This is a genomic window from Campylobacter vicugnae, assembly GCF_002139875.1.
GTDB lineage: Bacteria > Campylobacterota > Campylobacteria > Campylobacterales > Campylobacteraceae > Campylobacter > Campylobacter vicugnae.
In genome coordinates this window covers 1,471,452-1,490,637 of the sequence record NZ_CP018793.1, presented here as the reverse complement: position 1 = coordinate 1,490,637, position 19,186 = coordinate 1,471,452, and the positions used below count along the sequence as shown (strand labels likewise).

General features: G+C 33.4%; 22 protein-coding genes. 15 read left to right on the top strand and 7 right to left on the bottom strand.

Annotated features, from left to right (window positions below; genetic code table 11):
* Positions 1-136: 136 nt before the first annotated feature.
* The 7 genes from CVIC12175_RS07805 to CVIC12175_RS07775 all read left to right on the top strand — a co-directional run bounded on the left by CVIC12175_RS07805 (position 137) and on the right by CVIC12175_RS07775 (position 6,403).
* Positions 137-967 carry a substrate-binding domain-containing protein gene (locus CVIC12175_RS07805; RefSeq protein ID WP_086256054.1) on the top strand — a complete coding sequence of 277 codons (831 nt, stop codon included), beginning with the start codon at positions 137-139 and terminating at the stop codon, positions 965-967.
* Position 968: 1 nt separating this feature from the next.
* Positions 969-1,814, top strand: coding sequence for a phosphate ABC transporter permease subunit PstC (pstC, locus tag CVIC12175_RS07800; protein ID WP_086247517.1), 846 nt, complete (start codon positions 969-971; stop codon positions 1,812-1,814).
* Positions 1,811-2,632 (top strand): phosphate ABC transporter permease PstA, encoded by an 822-nt coding sequence (pstA, locus tag CVIC12175_RS07795; protein WP_086247518.1) that lies wholly within the window; start codon positions 1,811-1,813, stop codon positions 2,630-2,632. The genes pstC and pstA overlap by 4 nt, the downstream gene beginning before the upstream one ends.
* On the top strand, positions 2,632-3,387 hold the full coding sequence (gene pstB / locus CVIC12175_RS07790) for a phosphate ABC transporter ATP-binding protein PstB (RefSeq protein WP_086256055.1): 756 nt from the start codon (positions 2,632-2,634) through the stop codon (positions 3,385-3,387). Before pstA ends, pstB begins: the two co-directional genes overlap by 1 nt.
* 34 nt (positions 3,388-3,421) lie before the next feature.
* Entirely contained in the window at positions 3,422-4,093 is a 672-nt protein-coding gene (locus CVIC12175_RS07785) for a response regulator transcription factor (protein WP_086256056.1), read from the top strand.
* A 1-nt stretch (position 4,094) separates the two neighbouring features.
* The gene (locus CVIC12175_RS07780) at positions 4,095-5,792 is read left to right on the top strand and encodes a sensor histidine kinase (protein WP_086256057.1); all 1,698 of its coding nucleotides are present in this window, start codon (positions 4,095-4,097) and stop codon (positions 5,790-5,792) included.
* 428 nt (positions 5,793-6,220) lie between these two features.
* Entirely contained in the window at positions 6,221-6,403 is a 183-nt protein-coding gene (locus CVIC12175_RS07775; RefSeq protein ID WP_086256058.1) for a YgaP family membrane protein, read from the top strand.
* 11 nt (positions 6,404-6,414) lie between these two features.
* On the opposite strand, the gene CVIC12175_RS07770 is transcribed toward CVIC12175_RS07775, so the two are convergent.
* From CVIC12175_RS07770 to folE, 7 genes are read right to left on the bottom strand one after another with little or no spacing between them, the layout of a single operon-like run.
* Positions 6,415-7,068, bottom strand: a complete 654-nt coding sequence (locus CVIC12175_RS07770; RefSeq protein ID WP_086256059.1) for an energy-coupling factor ABC transporter ATP-binding protein — start codon at positions 7,066-7,068, stop codon at positions 6,415-6,417.
* Complete coding sequence (locus tag CVIC12175_RS07765; protein ID WP_086256060.1) at positions 7,065-7,718, bottom strand: CbiQ family ECF transporter T component; 654 nt, start codon at positions 7,716-7,718, stop codon at positions 7,065-7,067. The genes CVIC12175_RS07770 and CVIC12175_RS07765 overlap by 4 nt, the downstream gene beginning before the upstream one ends.
* Positions 7,715-8,104: a hypothetical protein gene (locus CVIC12175_RS07760; RefSeq protein ID WP_086256061.1), complete on the bottom strand. Its 390-nt coding sequence runs from the start codon at positions 8,102-8,104 to the stop codon at positions 7,715-7,717. Before CVIC12175_RS07760 ends, CVIC12175_RS07765 begins: the two co-directional genes overlap by 4 nt.
* The gene (gene cbiM / locus CVIC12175_RS07755; protein ID WP_086256062.1) at positions 8,101-8,703 is read right to left on the bottom strand and encodes a cobalt transporter CbiM; all 603 of its coding nucleotides are present in this window, start codon (positions 8,701-8,703) and stop codon (positions 8,101-8,103) included. Before cbiM ends, CVIC12175_RS07760 begins: the two co-directional genes overlap by 4 nt.
* The gene (locus CVIC12175_RS07750; RefSeq protein ID WP_086256063.1) at positions 8,703-9,452 is read right to left on the bottom strand and encodes a DUF4198 domain-containing protein; all 750 of its coding nucleotides are present in this window, start codon (positions 9,450-9,452) and stop codon (positions 8,703-8,705) included. The genes cbiM and CVIC12175_RS07750 overlap by 1 nt, the downstream gene beginning before the upstream one ends.
* Positions 9,453-9,477: 25 nt before the next feature.
* The gene (gene fliI, locus CVIC12175_RS07745) at positions 9,478-10,788 is read right to left on the bottom strand and encodes a flagellar protein export ATPase FliI (protein WP_086256848.1); all 1,311 of its coding nucleotides are present in this window, start codon (positions 10,786-10,788) and stop codon (positions 9,478-9,480) included.
* Positions 10,785-11,354 (bottom strand): GTP cyclohydrolase I FolE, encoded by a 570-nt coding sequence (folE, locus tag CVIC12175_RS07740; RefSeq protein WP_236861107.1) that lies wholly within the window; start codon positions 11,352-11,354, stop codon positions 10,785-10,787. The genes fliI and folE overlap by 4 nt, the downstream gene beginning before the upstream one ends.
* Before the next feature lie 147 nt (positions 11,355-11,501).
* On the opposite strand from folE, the gene tig reads away from it, so the two are divergent.
* The 8 genes from tig to CVIC12175_RS07700 are packed head-to-tail and all read left to right on the top strand — an operon-like array spanning position 11,502 to position 19,173.
* The gene (gene tig, locus CVIC12175_RS07735; RefSeq protein ID WP_086302937.1) at positions 11,502-12,800 is read left to right on the top strand and encodes a trigger factor; all 1,299 of its coding nucleotides are present in this window, start codon (positions 11,502-11,504) and stop codon (positions 12,798-12,800) included.
* On the top strand, positions 12,797-13,381 hold the full coding sequence (gene clpP / locus CVIC12175_RS07730; RefSeq protein ID WP_180383552.1) for an ATP-dependent Clp endopeptidase proteolytic subunit ClpP: 585 nt from the start codon (positions 12,797-12,799) through the stop codon (positions 13,379-13,381). The genes tig and clpP overlap by 4 nt, the downstream gene beginning before the upstream one ends.
* Positions 13,382-13,396: 15 nt before the next feature.
* On the top strand, positions 13,397-14,464 hold the full coding sequence (locus CVIC12175_RS07725; protein WP_086256846.1) for a GGDEF domain-containing protein: 1,068 nt from the start codon (positions 13,397-13,399) through the stop codon (positions 14,462-14,464).
* A gap of 1 nt (position 14,465) precedes the next feature.
* Positions 14,466-14,984: a peptide deformylase gene (def, locus tag CVIC12175_RS07720; RefSeq protein ID WP_086256845.1), complete on the top strand. Its 519-nt coding sequence runs from the start codon at positions 14,466-14,468 to the stop codon at positions 14,982-14,984.
* Positions 14,981-16,495, top strand: coding sequence for a YifB family Mg chelatase-like AAA ATPase (locus CVIC12175_RS07715; protein ID WP_086256844.1), 1,515 nt, complete (start codon positions 14,981-14,983; stop codon positions 16,493-16,495). Before def ends, CVIC12175_RS07715 begins: the two co-directional genes overlap by 4 nt.
* Positions 16,492-17,886, top strand: coding sequence for an NAD(P)H-hydrate dehydratase (locus CVIC12175_RS07710; RefSeq protein WP_086256843.1), 1,395 nt, complete (start codon positions 16,492-16,494; stop codon positions 17,884-17,886). Before CVIC12175_RS07715 ends, CVIC12175_RS07710 begins: the two co-directional genes overlap by 4 nt.
* Positions 17,877-18,461 (top strand): phosphoribosylglycinamide formyltransferase, encoded by a 585-nt coding sequence (gene purN / locus CVIC12175_RS07705; RefSeq protein ID WP_086256842.1) that lies wholly within the window; start codon positions 17,877-17,879, stop codon positions 18,459-18,461. The genes CVIC12175_RS07710 and purN overlap by 10 nt, the downstream gene beginning before the upstream one ends.
* Positions 18,454-19,173: a TerC family protein gene (locus tag CVIC12175_RS07700; RefSeq protein WP_086256841.1), complete on the top strand. Its 720-nt coding sequence runs from the start codon at positions 18,454-18,456 to the stop codon at positions 19,171-19,173. Before purN ends, CVIC12175_RS07700 begins: the two co-directional genes overlap by 8 nt.
* The last annotated feature ends 13 nt before the right edge of the window (positions 19,174-19,186 follow it).

Sequence of the window (19,186 nt, the reverse complement as noted above, 5' to 3'; positions counted from 1 at the left end):
AAGAGTAATTTTATCATAATTAAGATTAAACTCTTTTAAATTTAAATTTTCAAACTTTACATCAAATTTACATTTATTACATTTTGACTTTACAACTATTTTTTATAATTTTACAACTTAAATCAAAGGAGTTAAAATGTTTAAAAAATATCTTGTTGCACTTTTTGTGCTATGTGGGCTTAGTAGCTCTTTAATGGCTGAGAATATCTATCCAATATCTCGTGAAATGGGTTCTGGGACAAGGGGAGCATTTGTTGATATATTCGATGTAAAAAAGCAAATCGGCAATAAAAAAATAGATGCTACATCTAAAAAAGCTGAAGTTACTAACTCAACTGGAGTTATGATAACTACGGTTGCAAACTCAAAAAATGCAATTGGCTATATCTCGCTTGGCTCTTTAAATGATACAGTAAAAGCTGTAAAAATAGATGGAGTTACTCCAAGCGTAGAAAATGTTAATAATAAATCTTACACAGTTTTTCGTCCATTTAATCTAGCTGTAAGTAGCAATAATGAATTAGTAAATGATTTTTTAGCTTATATAGGCTCAAATTTATCTAAAAATATAATTCAAAAAGCTGGATATATCGCTATTTATGATAATGAATTTAGCTCAGCAAAACCTAGTGGCAAGATTGTAGTAGCTGGGTCTAGCTCTATTACTCCATTAATGGAAAAGCTAAAAGAGGGCTATAAATTAGTAAATCCAAACGCAACTATAGAGATACAACAAAGCGATTCTACAACAGGCATTAACTCAGCTATAGAAAAAATCGCTGATATTGCTATGGTATCTAGGGAATTTAAAGATAATGAGCTAAAAAGTGGATTAAAAACTCAAATTCTAGCACTTGATGGTCTAGCTGTAATAGTAAATAAAGAAAATTCAATTAACTCGCTAAGCAAAGAGAGTGTAAAAAAGATCTTCACAGGAGAGATTACAGATTGGAATAGAGTAAAATAGTATGTTAAAAGAGAGAGTATTTCAAGGGCTTTTTGCCCTTAGTGCTGGATTTTCTATATTTGCTGTTGGTGTTATAGCTATATTTTTATTTTTTAACGCTTTTGCAACTATATCACAAATAGGCTTTTTGGAGTTTATTTTTGGTATGGATTGGTATCCTGATGAGGAGATTTTTGGTATATTTCCTATGATTGTTGGGAGTATCTATGTTACAGCTTTAGCTATAGCATTAGGTGTTCCTATTGGGGTATTAAGTGCTGTGTATCTAGCATATTTTTGTCCTAAGAGATTAAAGGGTATTATCATACCAGCTGTAGAGCTTTTAGGAGCGATTCCATCTGTTGTTTATGGATTTTTTGGGCTTGTAATAATTGTACCTTTAGTATCTAATATTTTTAGCGGTGTTTCTGGAAAGAGTGTTTTAGCAGCTTCTTTAATCTTAGCTATTATGGTTTTACCTACAATTATCTTGGTATCAAAAGCAGCTATTGAGGCTCTACCTAAGAGCTATTATGAAGGTGCTTTAGCACTTGGGGCAACTCCTGAGAGAGCTGTATTTTTTGCTGTTGTACCAGCTGCTAAGAGCGGAATTTTAGCCTCTGTAATTTTAGGAGTTGGAAGAGCTATTGGCGAGGCTATGGCTGTTATTATGATAGCTGGTAATCAAGTCCAAATCCCACACTCTTTAAGCGATGGAGTAAGAACTTTGACTACAAATATAGTTCTTGAGATGGGTTATGCTGCAAATTTACATAAAGATGTATTGATAGCTAATGCAGTTGTGCTTTTTGTCTTTATTTTAATTATAAATATTAGCTTTAATGCTTTAAAAGGAGGTAAAAAGTGAGTAGAGATTATCTATCTATATTTTTATCATTTTTACTTAAATTTTCTATTTTTAGCGTGCTTTTTATATTTTTAGGTATTACGCTTTTTATCTTTATTAAAGGGATTATGCATATTAATTTAGGTCTATTTGAGTGGGAGTATAATAGTACCAATGTATCTTTAATGCCAGCACTTATAAATACCATAAATATGGTTGTTTGTTCTTTAATTATTGCTATGCCGCTTGGGATTTTTGGTGCAATTTATCTAAATGAATATAGTAAAACAGATAGTAAAATTTTAAGTCTCATACGCATAACTTCTGATACATTAGTTGGAATTCCAAGTATTGTATATGGATTATTTGGCTATCTTGCCTTTGTTATATATTTTGGGTTTAAAACTAGCTTTATAGCTGGAGTTTTAACTCTTAGTATTATGATTTTACCACTTATTTTACGAAGTAGCGAAGAGGCTTTAAAATCTGTCCCAATTGGTTATAAAGAGGCTGCCTTAGCTCTTGGTGCTAGCAAGCTTCGCACTATATTTACTATTATTTTACCTAGTGCTACAGCTGGAATTTTAGCTGGTGTTATCTTGAGTATTGGTAGAATTGTAGGGGAGAGTGCAGCCTTGCTTTATACCTCAGGTAGCGTAGCTCAGATTGCTGGAGCGATGGATTCAGGAAGAACGCTAAGCGTGCATATGTATGCAATATCTAGCGAAGGACTTCATATAAATGAAGCTTACAGCACGGCAATGGTGTTAATTGTTATTGTATTTTTTATGAATTTTATCTCAAATTTTATAGCTAAAAAGATTTTAAAGGATAGTTAATGAAGAGGTGTTTTGATATTAATAAATTAAATTTACATTATGGCTCATTTCATGCATTAAAAGATATAGATATGCAAATTACCAAAGGCGAAGTTACGGCATTTATAGGCCCAAGTGGTTGTGGTAAATCTACATTTATTAAAACCCTTAATCGTATGAACGATTTAATAGAAGGTTGTAAGATTAGTGGCGAGATTTTATTTCACGATAGAGACATTTATAGTAAGAATTATGATATAAATTTGCTTAGAAAGCGAGTAGGTATGGTGTTTCAAAAGCCAAATCCATTTGCTATGAGCATATATGATAATATAACTTTTGGTCCTAAAACTCATGGAATAAAAGATAAAGATACTTTAGATAATATAGTAGAAAATAGTCTAAAAGATGCAGCCTTGTGGGATGATTTAAAAGATAGACTACATAGCTCAGCCATAGGGCTTAGTGGCGGACAGCAACAAAGACTATGCATAGCAAGAACTCTAGCAGTAGATCCAGAGGTTATATTAATGGATGAGCCTACAAGCGCACTTGATCCTATCTCTACATCTAAGATTGAGGAGTTAATCTTAAAGCTTAAAAAAGATTATACAATCATAATTGTAACTCACAATATGCAACAAGCCCATAGAATTTCAGACAAGACGGCGTTTTTTTGGATGGGTGAAGTAATTGAGCATGATGATACTAAAAAAATATTTAACAAGCCAAAAAATAAAAAAACACAAGATTATGTTTTAGGAAAATTTGGGTAAGCTTGTTATAATTGGCAAATTTAAAGGAATTTAAGTGGTATATGTATTAGAAGATGAAAAGGCGATTTTAGATCTAATTTGTTATGCTTTAAAATCTCAAAATATCCCAGTTAAAGGCTTTAGCCTAGCTAGTGATTTTTATAAAGCATTAAAAGATGAAACCCCGCAAATTCTAGTCTTAGATGTAATGCTACCAGATGCTGATGGGTTTGAAATTTTAAAAAATATAAAAAGCAATATTCGATATAAAGATATATGTGTTTTAATGCTTACAGCACTTGATAGCGAGATTAATAAGGTAAAAGGTCTAGATTTAGGCGCAGATGATTATATCGCAAAACCTTTTGGAGTTATGGAATTTTTGGCTCGTATTAGGGTTATTTTTAGGCGTAAAGCCATAAAAGAGCAAAATAGCGATATAATATTTGATGGATTAGAGTTTTCATATAAAAATCATATTGTAAAGATTGATGGAGTGGTTTTAGAATTAACTTTAAAAGAGTTTGAACTACTTGGATTTTTATTGCAAAATCCTAATCAAGTCTTTAGCCGTGATATGCTTTTGGAGATGATTTGGGGATATGGCTATGATAAAGAGAGTAGAACAGTTGATATGCATATCAAAACTTTAAGAAAAAAGCTTGGTAATAAATCTGATATAATTAGAACGATTCATGGAGTTGGCTATAAGCTAATAAAAGATTAATATGCAAAAAAGAGTATTTTATTTTATTATTTTTTCTATGCTAGGCTTAGCGTTATTTGTAAATTTATTCTTGATATTTTCCATAGAATCTGTGCTTAAAAATGATCTTTTTAATAGGCTAAAAAATTATGCAAACAAGATTAAAGATGAGGTCGTAGTATCGATACAAAATGACTCTTTTGCAAATTTAAAAGAGACGCATAGTGGCTATCGTATTAGCATAATTGATAAAAATGGAGTTGTGATTTATGATAATTTTAGCTCAAATTTAACCAATCATAGCGATCGCTTCGAGATAAAAAACGCAATGAAATATGGCGAGTCTAAAAGCATTCGTTACTCAGATACGCTCTTAAAACGCCAGTTATATTACGCAGTAAAAATTTCTACTGATAAAAGTGATTTTATCCTAAGAATTGCTAAAGAACAAGAGTATTTATATGCTATTTTTATAAGTTTTATGCCTTATATTATTGGTGAGATTATCGCTGTTTTGATATTTTCATTTTTGCTAGCTAAATATCTTACATATATAATTTTACGCCCAATTTATGATATAGATTTAAAAAATTTAGATGAGAATTTGCCATATCCAGAGCTTAAAATTTTAATAGAAACCCTTAAAAAACAAAATAAAATTATCAAAAGCCAATTTAAACGCTTAAAACAAAATAGACAAGAGTTGCAATCTCTTACTAAAGGAATGAAAGATGGCCTTATAATCATAAATAGATCTGGCGAAATTTTAAGCATAAATCCAAGTGCTCAAAAATACTTTTCAAATTTGGCTAAAAATACAAATATATCTGAAATTTCAAATGATCTATTTTTAAAGCTTTTACTAAATAATTTAAGAGATTTTAAAGATGGCAAAATAAAAGATGAGATAAGAGAGCAGATTGTATTTATGCAAGATATGCTTGTAGAGTGCGAGATAGTTTTTTCTCCTATTTTTTCATCAAAAGGCAAATTCAAAGGGCTAATTATCGTTATTTGCGATATCACAGAGTTTAAGCGAAACCAAAATTTAAGCAAAGAATTCAGCGCTAATGTAACTCACGAACTTAAAACCCCGCTAACTTCTATAATGGGAAATGCCGAGATGATTAGAAATAATCTTGTAAAAAGCGATGATATCCCGCATTTTATAGATACAATTTATAATGAATCTAAAAGATTATTACACCTAATAGAAGATATTTTGAAATTATCATTTTTAGATGAATCCCATACCAAAAATATTCCATTTGCCAAAGTAGAGCTCAAAAATTTACTCTTAAAAGTCTATTCTAACTTAAAAAGCGTAGCCAAAAAATATGATATTGAGTTTAAATTTGAGCTTGAAGAGGCCTATATTTACGGGTCAAAAGAGCTATTAGAACACGCTATTTTCAATCTATGTGATAACGCTATTAAATACAATCACCCAGGCGGATATGTCAAAATTAAGATAAAAAATTTAAAAGATTGTGTAGAACTTAGTATCAAAGATAGTGGCATAGGAATTGACAAAAGCTCACAAGAGCGGATATTTGAGAGATTTTATTGTGCGGATAAAAGTTATAGCAAAAAAGTAGGTGGCACAGGACTAGGACTATCAATAGTTAAATCAGTTTTAAATATGCATCACGCCAAGGTAAAACTAAAAAGCCAAAAAGATATGGGAAGTGAGTTTATAATCATATTTCAAAAACCCTAGTTAAAAAAGCACTAAGTAAATTTAAATAAATTTCAAATTAATATCCAATATCGGTGTATTAGCTTTTTTTAAGATACAATTACCCCATTTGTATAATCAAAATCACAAGGAAAATTATGGACGAAAATAAGAAAAAAAGCTCTTAAGTATAGAATACGCCAAAGAAGAGCTTAGCATAAGTGCTACAAATAGTAACACAGATACCAGCTCTACTGATACCCAAACTACCCAATTCACCCAACCAGTTAGCCAAAGTAGCTTTGATGGAATTGAGATAAATTACTCTAGGACATATTTAAAGCTTGATATATATGTTTAAGCCCCTTTTTAAGGAGTTTTATATAAATTTATAATTTCATAAAATCCAAGATAATCACAGATAAAATTCAAAAATTCAGCCATAATTATACAAATATTAAGGAGAAAATGTGTCTAAATTTGAAAGAGTTTTAAGAGTTATAATCGGTATTTTGGTGATAGTTGGAGTATGGTATTTCTATGCTAGTTGGTGGGCTTTGATAGGTTTGGTGCCTTTGATAACAGGATTAATAGGCTTTTGTCCTTTATATAGAGTATTAGGCAAACAGAGTTGCCCATTTAAGAAAAAGTGATATAAATTTGGCTAAGCTTCTAGGCTTAGTCCATTTTGATTTAAAAAATACACCTTATCTACTACTTTATTTATAAATTCCTTATCGTGTGAGACGATGATTTGAGCGATATCTAAGCTACTAAGGATATTCGCTACTTTGATTTGCATATCATAATCAAGCGCAGTTGTAGGCTCGTCAAGTAATAAAATTTTAGGCTCGGTTATCAAAACCCCAGCTAATGCCACAAGCTTTTTTTCACCACCAGAGAGATAAAAAACTATCTCATCTCTTAAATGCAAAATCCCCAATTCACCCAACATAAACTCAGCTCTTTTTCTTGCTTCATCCTTGCTTACACCCCTTGCCAAAAGACTAAAAGCCACATCCTCAATAACATTTGGAGCGATAAATTGATCATCACTATTTTGAAACAAAAAGCCTATTAAATTTCTATATTTTTCAAACTCATTTAGCTTTCTCATAGGCTCGTGAAATATCTCCACACTACCATCACAAGGCTTATTAAGACCGCCGATTATCTCAAGTAGGGTTGATTTACCAGAGCCATTTTGGCCTATGATGGCGATCTTTTCTTTGTGTGAGAGATTTAAATTCAAATTCTCAAACAAAACCCTATTTGCTATTTTAGCTTTTATATTTTTTAGCGTTACAGAACAGCTCAAACCAATACTCCTTGCCTTAAAATCAGTGAGACGAAAACCAAAATTATAAGCAAAATATCACAAAATCCAAATTTAATGCTATTTTGAAATTTATAAAATTTCCCATCAAATCCTCTAACTAGCATTGTTTTTTCTAGCATTTGGGATTTTTTAAAAGCACTTAAAAATAGCATTGCTACCAAATTCGCATATGTTTGATATACAAAAATCGAAGTTTTGTGATTAAAATTTCTAGCTTTTAAAGTGCGTTTAAATTTGTAAAAATCCATCTTGCCTATCTCTATAAACCTAACGCAAAAATAGAATAAATAGCTTGTTTTATTACCCATTCCAAGTCCTGAAATGCCTAGTGCTATGCTATATGAGTTAAGCTTATGAAATGATAAAAGTCCAAATAAAATAATCAAATTTGACCTAGCAAATATAAGCAACGCTAAATTTAAATTATCCGCTAAAAGCACACTTATAACGACCAAAATAATGAAAAAATTCAAAAAAACAAGCCGTTTTAAAATCTCAAAAATATATCTAAATTTAATTAAACCCAAAAATATAAGTGGCAAAAAGTGAGTCAAATATATCTCCCCACTAAGAGCCACAAAAAAGCTAAAAACCGTAAAACAAGCTATAGAGATAGATGGATTTATCATTTTCTTTTAATCAGATATAATATCCCAAAAATCAAAATAATAGCTATCAAACTATAGATAATCTTAGAAATTTGATTATCATCTTCTATAGTGATTTTGGTATCAGTAGAAAATGAAATTCTCTTCTCATGAGCCAAAGAGCCATCAACCAAGATATCAAATTCATTTGCCATTAGTTTAAGCCTAGCAACGCCATTTTCATCAGTTTTGGCATTTTGTATGATTTTATCATCTTTGATGATATCGACATTACAATTCCTACAAGGCGAATTCCCATAAAAATAACTCTTAATCACCACAAAATCGCCATCTTGACTAGCAAAAACCTTCAAAGAGTGAGCTTGCAGACTCACACCGCAAAGCAGTATCAAAATTAGCCTTATCAATTTAAAAGCTCCTTATTAACTCTATTAATAAAACTTATAGCAAATAGGCTTATTATCCCCTCAATTATCATTAATGGGAAATTCGCAGCCAAAGCAAGCCCAGATATAGCTAAAAATTCCTTGCCATTTAAGACCAAAACTCCGCTTAAAATAAGCGATGAGCATAAAAGCGGGATGAAACCGACTAAAAACCAGCATATATATTGATAGATTTTTTGGTATTTTCGCTCTTTAAAAGATATTTTGACAAAATACCTAGCAAATATCGTAGGCACCGCTATCATAAGCAAATTTACCCCCAAAACGCTAATCCCCCCATAGCCAAAAAAGAGAGCTTGAAGTAAAAGTCCCACGCATATAGCCAAGATCGCATTTACGCCCAAGAACGCACCCACCAAGCCACCTAATATCAGATGTATCGAAGTGGGCCCAAGCGGGATATGTATAAAAGATGCTATAAAAAATATAGCACTCATACAGGCGATTTTAGGGATATCTTTGAAATTTAATCTATACAAAAGATAAGCTACCCAAACCCCAGCGACAACCGCCGCCGGGATGATAATTTCAGGCTTTAAAACACCTTCGCTAATATGCATTATTCATAATCCTTAGTCTCTACCCAGATGACTGCGCCAATCTCTACAGGATACTCTTTGCCATCTTTTTTGATTGTTTCATCATCTTCGCTCAAAGCAGAAAATCCCCACCAACCAGCAAGTGGCATAGCAAAGCTAAACTCACCAAGCTCATTAGTTTTAACTTCTTGAGTTATATAGTCCTCACCAGGAGCTTTAAGAGATTTGGAATTTAAATATTCTATTTCTACAATTGCATTTTTAGCCGGTTTACCTTTGTATAAGACCTTGCCTGAAAAGATATTTCCCTTATAAAGTCCATAAGGTCTAGTAAGTGGTATAATCTCAGTTTTTAATCCTATTGGCTCATCCCATCCTTCGCCGTATCCATAGGCATTTACTATAGTTTTGGTAATGTGCCTTATAAAGATATCTTCAGCAGGCTCAAAATATGGTTTTGGATCCATATAAAATTGATAAATTCCAGGCTCTTTTATATTGTATCGTGCTTCGTAATAGCTCATTTTGCCATCTTTTTTTTCGCTCAAATTTGAGATTATCTCTTTTTTACCACCAACAAAAACTCCAGCTTCAACAGGCTTATCTAAATTCATCATCACGCCCTCAAATGGATGAGTGAATTTATATGTAATTTTTTCTTTGGCCTGACTAGGGTTATCTATAGTAGAATTTGATGGAATTACCACGCCAAAATGTCCCCAAGCTACGCACGCAAGCGATCCTATCACAAATAGTGATTTTAAATTCATTATTTCTCCTTTAAATTTAAATATTTTAATTGCTAACTATCTTAGCTAACATATCTATTGTTTGATTAAATTTCACCCCTTCATCTGGACTTTGTTTCATAAACTCATCCATTGCAGATTTTTTATTTATAGCGTAATCAAGCTCTTTATCTACGCCTTTTTGATATGCACCTATACGGATTAAAACCTCATTTTCTTTAAGCATAGAAAAGAGTCTTTTAAATTTACTTGCATTTTGCCTATGCTCTTTGGTAGTTACATCGTTCATTACACGGCTAGCTGAATTAAGAATATTAATCGGTGGATATATACCAAAATCTGTTAGCTCTCTACTTAGCACTATATGACCATCTAAAATTGATCTGCTTTGATCGGCGATAGGATCGCTCATATCATCGCCTTCTACTAAAACTGTAAAAAACGCCGTAATAGAGCCTTTGCCTTCTTCTTTTCCAGCTCTTTCCATTAGTTGCGGAAGCAAAGTAAGCGCGCTTGGTGGATAGCCTTTAGATGTTGGCGGTTCGCCTAAGGCTAGGCCGATTTCACGCTGAGCCATAGCAAATCTAGTTACGCTATCCATCATAAATAGCACATCTTGACCTTTGTCTTTAAAATACTCTGCTACACTCATAGCACAAAAGGCGCCATATTTTCTCATCAGTGAGCTATCATCGCTAGTAGCTACTACTATTACTGTATTGCTTAAGTCTCCGCCTAGGTTTTTTTGGATAAACTCAGGCACCTCACGACCACGCTCTCCAATTAATGCTATTACTTTGATTGGTGCGGCTGCATTTTTTACTATCATACCCATTAGGGTTGATTTACCTACGCCAGATCCTGCAAAAATTCCAAGCTTTTGCCCTTTTCCACAAGTAAGTAATCCATCAATGCTTTTAACTCCTACGCTAAAACACTCATTTATAAGCCCACGCTTCATTGCTGGAATTGGAGCTCGCATTATAGGAGCTAAATCTGTGCAATCTATAGGGCCTTTATCATCTTTAGGATTCATAAAAGGATCTACTACACGACCTAATAAAGCCTCTCCTACTGGAATACTCATTCCTTGATCGCTTGCATAGACTCTATCGCCAACTTTAAAGCCCTCTACAAAGCCAAAAGGACTTACGCTAGCTCCATTTTGATTTAGTCCAGTTATCATACCTAATTCAGTTTTATCACTATCAATGCTGGCAATTTTTACAATATCTCCAATACTTGGACGCAGTCCCGAGATCTCAATATTATTAGCATTAATACGAGTGATAACGCCAAATACACTAAAGAGATTTGGCTTTTTAGCAAGGCGATTTTGAATATTTTTTAGACTCAAAATTTAACCGATTTTGGTGAATTTATAAGATCAAAAAACTCTTTGCGAGTCTCTGGATTTTTGATAAATGAGCCACGAAGTGCTGATGTTGTAGTGACTGAATTGATTTTTTCAACGCCTCGCATTTCCATGCACATATGCCTTGCTTCAACTACTACGCCTACGCCTTTTGGATTGATCGCTTCTTGTAATGCTTGAGCTATTTGCTCTGTCATTTGCTCTTGAATTTGAAGTCTTCTAGCATAGATATTTACCATTCTTGGAATTTTGCTTAGCCCGACTACTTTTCCATCTGGAATATAAGCTACATGAGCACGACCAATTATAGGGAGTAAATGATGTTCGCAAATACTGTAAAATTCAATATCTTTAATTAAAACCATCTCATTATTGCTACTTTGAAACATAGCATCGCCAAGTATCTCTAGAGGGCTTTGTTTGTATCCTTGAGTGATGAATTCATAGGCTTTTGCGACTCTTTTTGGGGTATTTAGCAAACCCTCTCTATTTGGATCTTCTCCTATGATTTCAAGCATCTTTTTTACACAGTTTTCAAATTCAGCCATTTTGCTTTGATCAAACATAATTCACCTTAAAAATTTTTGTGTGATTTTACAATAATTTGACTTGAGAGCAAATTAATTTAGCAATTTATACTTAAATAAAGCAAAATTTTGATATATTACACGCTAAATTTTGTCAAAAGGAAAATAATGGAAGTTAATGCTAAACTTACAAATTCAGTAAATGCTACTGCGACAACAACTCTAAAAGCAGATGAAATAAAACAAAAAGTAGAAAAACTAGCACAAAAAGCAGCTAAAAATGTAAAAATTGATGGATTTCGCCCTGGTAAAGTGCCAGTAGCTGAAGTTATCAAAAGATATGGCAAAGATTTACAAAACGATGCTCGTGGCGAGCTTTATAGAGAATTTATTAGCGAGTCTGTAAAATCAGTTGAGAAAACTAACTCTGATATAATATCTGAACCAAGAGTTCTTAAATTTGATGAAAAAGATGGCAATATCGATGTTGAAGTTGAGATCTCATTCCGCCCAAGTGTAGATGTATCTGGTTATGAATCAATTATTCCAAGCTTTGAAGAGCCAAAAGCAACAAAAGAAGAAATAGATGCAAAAATAAATGAATTTTTAAGTATGATGGCTCCACTTAAAAAAGTAGAAAAAGATAGCCTAGAAAAAGGCGACTTTGCTAAATTTGACTTTGAAGGCTTTGTAGATGGTGAGGCTTTTGAAGGTGGTAAGGCTGAGGGCTATCTACTTGAGATTGGTAGCGGTCAATTTATCCCAGGATTTGAAGATGGTATGATCGGCCTAAAAGTTGGAGAAGAAAGAGATGTAAATGTAACTTTCCCAGCTGAGTATGGTGCAGCTCATCTTGCTGGTAAAGCAGCAGTATTTAAGGTAAAATTACATGAAATTCAAGGTAAAGAGATTGGTAAATTAGATGAAGAGACTCTAAAAAAAGTCCTACCAAATGAAGAAAATCCAACTGCTAAAATGCTAGAAGATCGTATAAATGATCAAATTAAAGCTGAAAAAATGGCAAAATTAGTTGCTGAAGAGTTAAAACCTAAATTTGCTGAGGCTGCTGTAGAGAAATTTAACTTTGATCTACCAAATAACATAGTAGAACAAGAGATCGATATGCAGTTTAGAAATAATTGGATGAGCTTTAGCGATGAAGAACGCAAAAAATTCCAAGAAGACCCAAAAGCATTAGAAGAACAAAGAGCAAAATATAAAGATGATGCTCTAAAAAGCGTTAAGCTTACATTTATTATCGATGAACTTGCAAAAGTGCGCAATATCACTGTAGCAGATAATGAAATTTTACAAACAATCTATTTTGAAGCTTATAGATATGGTGCTGATCCAAAAGAGCATTTAGAAAACTATAAAAAACAAGGTATGATTCCAGCTGTTAAGATGGCTTTAATAGAAGAAAAACTATTCTCAGATCTATTTGGCAAAAAAGATGAGAGTAAATAATGATACCTTATGTAATAGAAAATGATGGTAAAGGCGAGAGAAGTTACGATATTTACTCTCGCTTGCTAAAAGACCGCATAGTTATGCTAACTGATGAGATTGAAGATCGTATGGCTAGTGCGATCGTAGCTCAATTACTTTTTTTAGAAGCACAAGACCCTGATAAAGATATATATCTATATATAAATAGCCCAGGAGGAGTAGTAACTAGCGGTATGAGTATCTATGATACTATGAATTATATTAAACCAGATGTTTGTACTATTTGCATTGGTCAAGCTGCTAGTATGGGCTCATTTTTGCTAAGTAGCGGGGCAAAAGGCAAAAGATATATTTTGCCAAATGCTAGGGTTATGATTCATCAGCCTTTAGGCGGAGCGCAAGGTCAGGCCACAGATATGGAGATTAGAACTAAAGAAATTTTAAGAATAAAAGAGAATTTAAATAGTATTTTGGCTAAAAATACTGGCCAAAAACTAGCAAAAGTTGTAAAAGATACAGACAGGGATTACTTTATGAGTGCCCAAGAAGCCGTGGAGTATGGTATCGTTGATACGATTTTGACAAAGAGTTTTAAATAAAATTAAGGTGTTGAGATGGTTACATTAGATAAAGATAAGGAAACAAAACCAGCTATAAAACAGCCAACTTCATCTCCTGCTGCTACGCCTACTAAACCAGTGTCTCGCCCAGATACAAGTAGTGCTGATAGTGAAAATGTCGATCTAAATAAATTTTCGTCAGCTGTTTTAAAACAGCTATTAGCAGAAAATATCCAGCCAACACCTAATAATTTTGATATATATTTTAGAAAACTTTTAGAGAGTAAGCCTGCAAATTTTCAAAAAAAGGTTCTAGAATTACTAGATTTTAGCAAAGAAGATAAGCTAGACCGACAAGCTTTAATAGAAAAAGATATAAAGACTGGCTTTGCTCAAATTCGCTCTATGATGCAGATAATATCACTAATATATAAAAATCTTGGCATTATGAAAGGCATAGCCAAAAAACGTCTAAATGAGATGAATGCTAGTGCTAATCCGCTTGAAGTTCAAGGGAATATAAAGGCATTTGGCGGAGAGCTAGAAAAGTTAAATATCTTAATGGAACGCCATATAAACGCTATTAAAGCAAGCTATGAAGAGGTTGATAAGATCTTTAAAAATGTAGAGGATAACTCTATTTATGACTCTAAATTTGAGGTTTATAACAAAAAATATTTATTAAAAATCCTATATGATGAGTTTGAAGATGTTAAGCGTTATAAATATAATGTAAGCATTATGCTAATTCATGTTAAAGATAGCGTTTTAAATTCAATCCCAAGCCTAAAAGATAAAAATGGTATATTAAGAAATATAGCAAAAATATTATTAAAAACTTCTCGCAGAAGTGATATCGTAGCTCACTATGGAGATGGTTGCTTTGCTATGGTGATGAAGCATACTGATTTAGAAAGTGCTAAAAAGGCTTCTCAAAGGGTAGCAGAGCTGCTTTATCAAACTACATTTTTTATGGGTGAAGATGAGCTAGATATGAATATGGAGATTTCAGTGGGTGCGATTAATCCAGATAGCAGTATAGAAGAGATTCTCTCAGCTCTTCTTGATGCGTTGCCAAATAGTGGAAAAGGCGTTAAGCTCTTTGAGAGTGTAGAGGTGTGATATGGTTTTAGAAGTTTTAGAATATCCTAATAAGAAGCTTTTTGAGCGTAGTGTCGAAGTGGATAAATTTGATACTGAACTAGGTGAGTTTTTAGATGATATGTATGATACTATGATTTTTAAAGGAGGAATAGGTCTAGCAGCTATACAAGTAGGCAGACCAATTCGTGCTTTAATTATCAATCTAGTAGATGAAAACGATACCCAAAACAAAGATGATTTATTAGAAATCATCAATCCTAAATTTATCAAAAAATATGGCGAACAACTCTATCAAGAGGGCTGTTTGAGCGTACCAGGATACTATGAGGATGTAAAGCGAGCTGCTAATGTGGTGGTAGAGTATCAAGATAGAACCGGCAAGGTTTGTACGCTTGAGGCTGATGGCTTGCTAGCTGTTGCTTTACAGCATGAAAACGACCATTTAGATGGCCATCTATTTATAGAGAGAATCGGCTTTAATAAGCGTAAAAAATTTGATAAAGAGTATAAGAAAAAGCCAAAACGCCAATCGCTATGAAATCCCTAAAATGTGCATGTTTAAATAATAAACTTCATCTAATAAATATAGAATCTACTCTTCTTAGGGCTTTGCCTGGATTTGAGATAGTTGGTCTTGCTAGTGTAACTATTAAAGAAGCAGCAACTCGTGTTAAATCTGCTCTTGCAGCTCTTAGAGACTTTACTCTACCAGCGATGAAAATAGTCATAAATCTTAGTCCAAGCGATGTTAAAAAAGATGGATCGCACTTTGATTTAGCTATTGCGCTTTTGGTTTTACTACAAAAAGAGCATTTTGATAGTGATTATTTTGTATTTGGAGAGCTTGGGCTTGATGGCAAGCTTAGAAGTTCGGCCGAATTATTTTCTGTTTTACTATTTTTAAGCACTCATGTTAAATATGCCAAAATTTTACTACCAAAAGATATCGCCTTAAAAGCTGCTATGATTCCAAATTTTGAAGTTTATGCCGTTGATAATCTAGCTCAAGCCAGGGATTTTTTCTTAAATGATGAGTTTAGGGATAGTTGCAAGGTTGATGCAGTTCATCCTATTTTTAATAATGTAATAGAGATCGCTGGTCGTAAGTTTGTGCCAAATTTAAATTATGAGCTTGATTTTATAGATATAAAAGGACAAGAAAGAGCCAAGCGAGCCAGCATTATCGCTGCAGCTGGAATGCATAATATACTATTTGAAGGGAGTCCAGGCTGTGGCAAGAGTATGAGTGCAAAACGATTGCCATATATAATGCCTCCTCAAAGTTTAGATGAAATTTTACTAGCTAGTGCTTATGAGTCTTTAAATTCAAATAGTAGCGATTTTAGTGCCATTAGAGCTTTTAGAAGTCCGCACCATACAAGCACTAGAAGTTCGATTTTTGGCGGTGGAAGCGGTATGGCAAAGATTGGAGAAGTAGCTCTTGCTAATGGTGGAGTTTTGTTTTTTGATGAGTTTCCACATTTTGGTAAGCAGATTTTAGAAAGCCTTAGAGAGCCATTGGAGGATTATAAGATAAATATATCTAGGGTAAATTCAAAAGTTAGTTATGATACGAAGTTTTTATTTGTTGCGGCGATGAATCCATGCCCGTGCGGAAATTTATTTAGCAAAAATAGCACCTGTATCTGCACTGATAAAGAGATAGCAAAGTATCAAAATACCATATCTAGCCCTATATTAGACCGTATTGATATATATTGTGCGATGGGCGAGATAGGCCAAGATGATGCACCATCTCTAAGCTCAAAGCAAATGAGCGATATGGTGCTAAATGCTTTTAAACATCAGATTGAACGCGGTCAAAGTGAGCTAAATGGCAAACTAAGTGATGCAGATATATCTAAATATTGTATTTTAGAAAATGAGGCAAAAGAGGTTTTAAATAGAGCTATTACAAGCTATAATCTTAGTCAAAGAGGGATAAATAAAACTCTTAAAGTAGGTCGCACAATTGCTGATTTACGAGATTCTCAAATAATCTCAAAATCTGATATAATGGAGAGTTTAAGTTATAGGATGAAAAGATGAAAAATCTTTATGAAAGCTCAGATAAATTTGATAAAAATGCCATAGAATCCTTAGGTATTAGCGAGTTGGTATTGCAAGAAAACGCTGCTAGAGCCGTAGCTCAAATAATACGCCAAAACCTAAAACCCCATAGCAAGATATTAGCACTTTGTGGTAAAGGAAATAACGCAAGCGACGCAATTGCAGCACTTAGAATGCTTAGTGGCGAGTATAGGTGCGGATTGGTTTTGCTAGAAGATAATATAAATCAAAATGCTAAAATTCAGCTAAATATTGCCAAAAATGTAGGCGTAGAGATTTTAAATTTAGATTTAATTAGTGATTTTAATGAGTTTGATTGTTTGGTAGATGGGATTTTTGGTAGTGGATTTAGGGGTGAGATGATACCTAAAATTGCTAATATTATAAATTTAGCAAATGCTGCAAACTGCCTTAAAATCGCTGTTGATATCCCTAGCGGAATTAGCCAAAATGCTCAAGTATCCAAGCAGGTTTTTAAAGCTGATTTTACTATATGTATGGGAGTGCTAAAGCTTGGATTGTATTCTGATAAGGCAAAGGATTTTACCGGAGAGATTAGTTTAGCAAATTTAGGTATAGATGAGAGCAAATTTAGCTATGGAGATTGCGATTATCTTCTTTTGCTTGAGGATCTAGAGCTTCCTAGTAGAGAAGTTCAAAATGTAAATAAAGGCGACTTTGGTCATGCGTTTATTGCTTGTGGAGATATGAGTGGCGCTGCAAATATCGCAGCAAGAGCAGCTTTAAAAATGGGAGCTGGTAGGGTTAGTATTGTAAATTTAACCCAAAATAGTATAAATATAGATCCACAGATTATGCTTAAGAGTAGTTTTGATAAAGCTGGTGTAGTAGGCTTTGGTATGGGGCTTGGTGGAGCTAGTTTGGATTTTGATAAGCTTAAAAGGTTAAGATGCGCAGTAGATGCTGATGCATTTTACAAGCCTTGGATTAGGGATTTTGCTATGAGCGAGATGGTGGTTTTAACTCCTCATCCTAAGGAATTTAGCTCTTTGCTTATGATGTGTGATATGGGTGAGTTTGATATAGATGAGATTCAAAATAACCGCTTTGAATTGGCTCGTAAATTTAGCCTTAAATTTCCATCAACACTAGTACTAAAAGGTGCCAATCCAATTATAGCTAAAGATGGTAGGCTGTATATCGCCTCTAGTGGTAGTTCAAAATTAGCCGTCGGTGGAAGCGGGGATGCGCTTGTAGGAATTATTGTAGCCTATTTAGCTAATGGATTTACCCCTTTAAAAGCAGCTATAAATGGCGTTCTAGCTCATCAAAAATCAGCTTATATTTATAAGGGTAATAGCTATAGCTTTACCCCAAATGATATTATAAAAGGATTAGAGTGGTTGTAAAAAATATTGCAGTTTTATTTAGTGGAAGTGGCTCGAATTTGCAAGCTATATTAGAAAGAGTACATGATAAGGTTTTTAATGATATTAAAATTAATGTGGCGTTATTGATATGCAATAATCCTAATGCTAAAGGGATTGAGCGTGCTAAGAAATTTGGTCTTGATACTGTGGTTATTAATCATAAAGATTATGCCAGTAGAGAGGAGTTTGATAAAGCAGTAGTTGATGAGATCAATAAATATAGCATTGATCTAACTGTGCTTGCTGGATTTATGCGAATTCTTACTCCTGTATTTACTGATAATATTAAAGCTATTAATTTACATCCAAGCATATTGCCACTATTTAAAGGAGCGCATGCTATAACAGATAGTTATCATAGCGATATGCAAATAGGTGGAGTAAGTGTACATTGGGTAAGTTCTGAGCTAGATGCTGGAGAGATAATAGCCCAAAAGAGCTTCTCTCGCAAAGATAAAACCCTAAAAGAGTGGGAGGAAAAAATTCATAGTATCGAGCATAAGCTACTACCAAAAACAATTATAAAAATTCTAACAAAGGATAAAAATGCTTGAGTGGATCTATATGCCTGAGGCGTGGATTAGCTTAATGACGCTAACTGCACTTGAGATAGTTTTGGGTATTGATAATATCATATTTATAGCGATTTTATGTGGCAAATTGCCAAATGAACAAAGAGATCGCGCTAGAGTAATTGGTCTTGGGCTTGCGATGATAACTAGAATATTGTTGCTACTTAGCCTATTTTGGATTATGAAGCTTACTACTCCATTATTTAGCGTGATAGGGCAAGAAATTTCAGGACGTGATATTGTGCTTATTGCTGGAGGGTTGTTTTTGATAGCTAAATCCACTCTTGAGTTACACTCACACGCAGTAGGTGAAAACGAAGAGCAAAGTATGGCTAGCAGGGCTGGAGCTGGCTTTATGATGATTATTATTCAAATTGCTATACTTGATATTGTCTTTTCTCTTGATAGTGTGATTACAGCTGTAGGTATGGCTGATCATATAGAGATTATGATATTAGCCGTTATATTAGCAGTTGGTGTTATGTTGCTTGCTAGTGGTGCTATTAGTAGATTTGTTGATGCTAATCCTACTATTAAAGTATTAGCGCTTGCATTTCTTATCATAATAGGCGTGGCATTAGTGGGCGAAGGGTTGGAGTTTCATATACCAAAAGGTTATATATATTTTGCTATGGCATTCTCTTTGGTAGTAGAGATGATAAATCTTTATTCAAGAAAAAAGAGAGAAAATTGAAAAATTGCTTAAA

Bases quoted from the DNA above. Each gene is read 5' to 3' on its own strand.
- CVIC12175_RS07805 (WP_086256054.1), top strand. From the start codon at position 137: ATGTTTAAAAAATATCTTGTTGCACTTTTTGTGCTATGTGGGCTTAGT.
- pstC (WP_086247517.1), top strand. From the start codon at position 969: ATGTTAAAAGAGAGAGTATTTCAAGGGCTTTTTGCCCTTAGTGCTGGA.
- pstB (WP_086256055.1), top strand. From the start codon at position 2,632: ATGAAGAGGTGTTTTGATATTAATAAATTAAATTTACATTATGGCTCA.
- CVIC12175_RS07780 (WP_086256057.1), top strand. From the start codon at position 4,095: ATGCAAAAAAGAGTATTTTATTTTATTATTTTTTCTATGCTAGGCTTA.
- CVIC12175_RS07765 (WP_086256060.1), bottom strand. From the start codon at position 7,718: ATGATAAATCCATCTATCTCTATAGCTTGTTTTACGGTTTTTAGCTTT.
- cbiM (WP_086256062.1), bottom strand. From the start codon at position 8,703: ATGCATATTAGCGAAGGTGTTTTAAAGCCTGAAATTATCATCCCGGCG.
- CVIC12175_RS07750 (WP_086256063.1), bottom strand. From the start codon at position 9,452: ATGAATTTAAAATCACTATTTGTGATAGGATCGCTTGCGTGCGTAGCT.
- folE (WP_236861107.1), bottom strand. From the start codon at position 11,354: ATGGCTGAATTTGAAAACTGTGTAAAAAAGATGCTTGAAATCATAGGA.
- tig (WP_086302937.1), top strand. From the start codon at position 11,502: ATGGAAGTTAATGCTAAACTTACAAATTCAGTAAATGCTACTGCGACA.
- CVIC12175_RS07725 (WP_086256846.1), top strand. From the start codon at position 13,397: ATGGTTACATTAGATAAAGATAAGGAAACAAAACCAGCTATAAAACAG.
- def (WP_086256845.1), top strand. From the start codon at position 14,466: ATGGTTTTAGAAGTTTTAGAATATCCTAATAAGAAGCTTTTTGAGCGT.
- CVIC12175_RS07715 (WP_086256844.1), top strand. From the start codon at position 14,981: ATGAAATCCCTAAAATGTGCATGTTTAAATAATAAACTTCATCTAATA.
- CVIC12175_RS07710 (WP_086256843.1), top strand. From the start codon at position 16,492: ATGAAAAATCTTTATGAAAGCTCAGATAAATTTGATAAAAATGCCATA.
- CVIC12175_RS07700 (WP_086256841.1), top strand. From the start codon at position 18,454: ATGCTTGAGTGGATCTATATGCCTGAGGCGTGGATTAGCTTAATGACG.